Genomic DNA, 4624 nt, shown 5'->3' with positions numbered 1-4624 from the left:
TCGGGTGACTTCCCCGTCAAGGTGACGGTGAAGGACGCTGAGGGTTTTGAGACGGAAGTGACGCTGACACTGCACGTGACCATTGCGCCTGAGCTTGAACTTGTCCTTTCGGATATAGAGCTTCGCGGCAAGGTTGGGCTTGATTATGGCTCGCACCGCATGTCGGCGCGCGGCGGGACGGAGCCTTACAGGTTTGAGGCCGCGCCGCTTCCTGAGGGGCTTGTGATCAATGACGGCATCATCTCGGGCACGCCAAACGAGGCGGGAGAAACGGATGTCACGTTCAAGGTAACGGATAGTGACGGCTATACGCAGTCGCAGACCCTGAAGCTGGTGATTGATCCGGCCTCGRTGATCGTGATCGACTTCGAGGAGCTTGTCGATGGCAAGCTTGGGGTTGATTACGGCGAGCGCGAGATCAGGGCTTCTGGCGGCACGGATCCCTATACCTATCAGATCGAAGGCCTGCCGGACGGTCTGTCGGCCGATGGCAACAAGGTCAAGGGCACCCCGGTCAAGGATGGCTCCTTCGATGTGACGGTGCGGGTGAGGGACCAGGRAGGCTATGAGGCTGAAGAGACCCAGACCGTTAGCATCGCGCCTGCACCGGAGATCTCGTTTGATCTTGGTGATCTTGTGGGCGGCACCATTGGTGTCGATTACGGGACGCACCRGGTTACGGCTTCAGGCGGCGCCGATCCCTACCGGTTTGAATTCGGCGGTCTGCCTGATGGCCTGACCGGTGCYGAGGATGGCACGATCACGGGCAAGCCGACCAGGTCAGGACCTTTCGATGTGCTGGTCATGGTCACCGATGCGAAYGGCTTCAGGGCCGAACAGACCCAGACGATCCTGATTGGCGATGAACCGTTCATTGTTGTCGACGTCAGCGATCTTGTCGACGGTACAGTCGGTGTCGACTATGGCGTACGCAAGGTTGCAGCTTCGGGTGGCACCGAGCCTTACAGCTACCGGATCACCGGATTGCCGGCGGGCCTGAGTGCCGAGGGCGACACAGTGACAGGCACGCCAACAGAGGCCGGTACATTCACGGTCAGTRTCGAGGCAACGGATGCGGAAGGCTTTGYCAAGGTGGAAACGCAGACCATTGCCATACTGGCCGAACAGCCGGCCATCGTTCTTGACCTCAGCAATCTTGACGATGGCAAGGTSGGGCTGGACTATGGTTCGCACAAGGTTGCAGCTTCGGGCGGCAGCGCACCGTACACTTATGTCTTCAGCGGACTGCCTGACGGTCTGTCGGCTGATGGCGATACGGTTACGGGCAAGCCCACGACTGCCGGCTCCTATCCGGTTAGGGTCACGGTCACGGATGCGACCGGCGCCACGGCGAGCGATACCCAGACCATCGAGATCGCACCTGCGCCAACCATTGTCATTGATCTCAATGATCTGGTCGGGGGCAAGGTCGGGGTTGACTATGGCCGTCACGAGGTGCGTGCCGATGGCGGCACGGCGCCTTACCGCTGGCAGATCAGCGGTCTGCCGGACGGCCTGACGGCGGAGGGCAATACGGTCTTCGGCAAGCCGGTACGGGCAGGGTCCTTTGAGGTGAGCGTGGTTGTCATGGATGCGGAAGGCTATCTGGCCAGCCGGGCGCAAACGGTTGCGATCCAGGATCGTCCGGATCCGTCGAAGGATCCTGAAGTCATCGGTCTGGTCAATGCGCAGGTCGCGGCGACCAACCGGATGACGAAGGCCCAGATCAGCAACTTCCAGCAGCGTCTTGAACAGCTGCATGAGGAAGGCGAATGCCGCATGGATTCGCTTGGTGTGGCGCTCAGCATCGGTGAGGCGCACCTGCAGCCGAAGCTTGGCGGCAAGACGCTGGAACAGTGCAGCGAACTGCGGCGCAAGCTTTCCTTCTGGACCAATGGCCAGATCAATCTGGGCACGTCGGATGACGATGTCGACGAGCGGATCTCGCATACCGGTATCAATGTCAGCGGCGGCGTGGACTATCGCTTCTCGCCACAGTTCATCGGCGGTATCGGCTTTGGCTATGGCAAGGATATCAGCGATATCGGACAGAGGGGAACGCAAAGCCGTGCCTCGATGTTCTCGGCTGCGGTCTATGGCAGCTACCATCCGCGCCGTAACATCTTCCTCGATGGTGTTCTGGGCTATGGCTGGCTGAACTTCGACAATCAGCGCTATGTGACCGATACAGGCGCCATGGCTCACGGGGAACGCTCCGGCAGCCAGCTGTTCGGTTCGCTGACGCTGGGTTACGAGCTTCGCGGTGAAGAGTGGCTTGTCTCGCCTTACCTGCGGGTCGATGCCGCCCACGCCACGCTTTCGCGTTACAGCGARACGGGAGCGGACATGTATAATCTGACGTTYGGCAAGCAGACGGTGGACATGTTCTCCACCACGCTTGGCCTGCGCGGGGAATACACGATCGATACGGACTGGGGCGTGCTCAAGCCGAAAGGCCGTCTGGAATATACCCATGACTTTGCCGGTGCGAGCAAGGCAACGCTTGGTTATACAGACACCGGCCTCCTGCCCTTTACCATCGATGCCAGCCCGGAAGAGCGTGACAGCTTTGCCATTGGCTTCGGCTTCGATCTCAATACCTATAACGACTGGGCATTCGGGATCGAATACAGCACACAGGTCAGCACTGGCGGCGGTCCGCTCCAGCACATCATCAACTGGAAGCTGTCCAAACAGTTCTGATCCTTGAAGCAGACAAGGTGGSGGCAAACCCGCCACCTGACAGCCCGGCTGGAAGGGCAGGGCGCGACGATATCCAGGGCGCGGATCTGACYAAACAGATCGGCGCTCTGAGCCTTTTGAGGGCAGGCACAACTCCTGTCATTCCCGTCCGCTTCGGCCAGACCGTGCTCCGGTATAACCGGATATTCAGCATGAAAGACGGTTGCGTGCCCAGGGATCCGCTAACAATGTATTATTTACTGCCTGGAAAGCCTGGCATGTGCAGATTGTATAAGTTCAGGAGAAGCCTCATGCGATTTGCAGTCCGGTTTTTTTGCATCTGCCTGATCGTGATGACAGGCGCTTATGCCGGCAAAAAGGCCGCAGACCTTTATCTGGACAAGCGCGCCGACAGGCAAGCCCGTCTGTTCAGCCARTCCCTGATGAACCATTCCCGGCTGACCCTGGAAATGGCCCGGGATATCCTCGCACAGGCCAATGCGTCTCCCTATCCCATATGCAGCGAAGACGACATTGCCTATCAGCGCAGGATATTGTTCAGCGCGCCAGATATCAGGGATATCGGCCGGCTGTCCGACAGGCGAYTGGTTTGTTCCACGCTTTTGAGAAAGCGTTCGGTTCTCAAAAGTCCTTCCAGTCCTGATGTGCGACTGGTCAACGGGCTTTATGTRTTCAGCCAGCGTGAGCTGGCAACGCCTGGAACCTTCGGCAGTGTGATCGGTGAAGGGAATGCCAATCTGGTGTTCTCCCCGGGCGCCTTTGCAGGGTTCAGGACGGACAAATATGACTTCACGGTTACCCTGACCAGCCAGGACGGAACGCATCAGGCCCTGTTGTTCTCCTATACATCCGCGCTTGTAGCGCAAGAGCAGCACGGCGACATGCAGGCGCAGGGCAATTCCGGATATGAAAGCCGGTATTGCGAGCCCGGCTCGGGCCTGTGTGTCGCGATCCGGCAAAARTCGCTTCCCGCAAGCTGGTCCCAGTCCCTYGTCCCGCTCGCAGGCGGCATTCTGGGAGCGCTWGCCGCCGGTCTCCTCAGCGCCGCGGTTCTTTACTATCGCAAGAAAAGCTGCAGCCTGCTTTCCCGGCTGAAAAAGGCGCTTGCAAAGGGTGAGCTGACGGCTGTCTACCAGCCGATCATTGCCATTGATGACGGCAAGACCGTTGCGCTCGAAGCCCTGTTGCGCTGGCCCGCATCCCCGGACGGCTCCATCCCTCCGGACGTCTTTATTCCGGTCGCCGAGGAAGCAGGGATTGCAGGGCGAATAACCCGTTATGTCTTCGATCGTGTTATTACCGAGCTCGGGCCGTTCCTGGCTGAAAATCCCCGTTTGCGCGTCAATATCAATGTAACCGGACACGATATTCATGACGATGAACTGACCCGTTATATCTCGCACACCCTGGCGCAGGCCAATCTCCAGCCGCGGCAGATCGGTCTGGAACTGACAGAACGCTCCCAGGTCAATCTCGACAGTATCAGCGACAAGATCGCCAGCCTGCGCACGCAAGGCTATCCCGTCTACATCGACGACTTCGGTGCGGGATATTCCAGCCTTTCCTACCTCGGACGTCTTGGCGCCAGCGCCGTCAAGGTCGACAAGAGCTTTATCCAGTCCATCGACAGCAATACCGCAGCGCCCAACATCATCCCCCAGGTGATCGCCATTGCCAGCGACCAGGCGCTCGATGTCGTCATCGAAGGCATCGAAACCGAACAGCAGCTGCGCTATCTCCAGTCCTTCAACATGCCCCTCTACGGTCAGGGCTGGTACTTCGCAAGGCCAATGACCGCAAGCGATGTCATGCGAAACATCCCAAACACACACAACCAAGCCAAGCCCTCATCCGGCCATACCACCCATCCCGAAAACACAAGCAATCAAACAATCACAAATTAAACCATCACAATAAATCC

2 protein-coding genes are annotated in these 4624 nt (G+C 58.7%); both read left to right on the top strand.

From position 1 onward, the window contains the following. On the top strand, positions 1–2703 hold a 2703-nt coding region (locus ACOWVS_RS23250; RefSeq protein WP_420984199.1), incomplete at its 5' end, for a putative Ig domain-containing protein. 290 nt (positions 2704–2993) lie between these two features. After that, positions 2994–4607: an EAL domain-containing protein gene (locus ACOWVS_RS23245; protein WP_075042540.1), complete on the top strand. Its 1614-nt coding sequence runs from the start codon at positions 2994–2996 to the stop codon at positions 4605–4607. Positions 4608–4624: the final 17 nt, after the last annotated feature.

The sequence above is a fragment of the Brucella sp. IR068 genome, from assembly GCF_049065885.1.
GTDB classification, from domain to species: Bacteria; Pseudomonadota; Alphaproteobacteria; order Rhizobiales; family Rhizobiaceae; genus Brucella; species Brucella intermedia.
The sequence above is the reverse complement of the archived record's forward strand: the minus strand, read 5'-3'. Positions and strand labels throughout refer to the sequence as shown.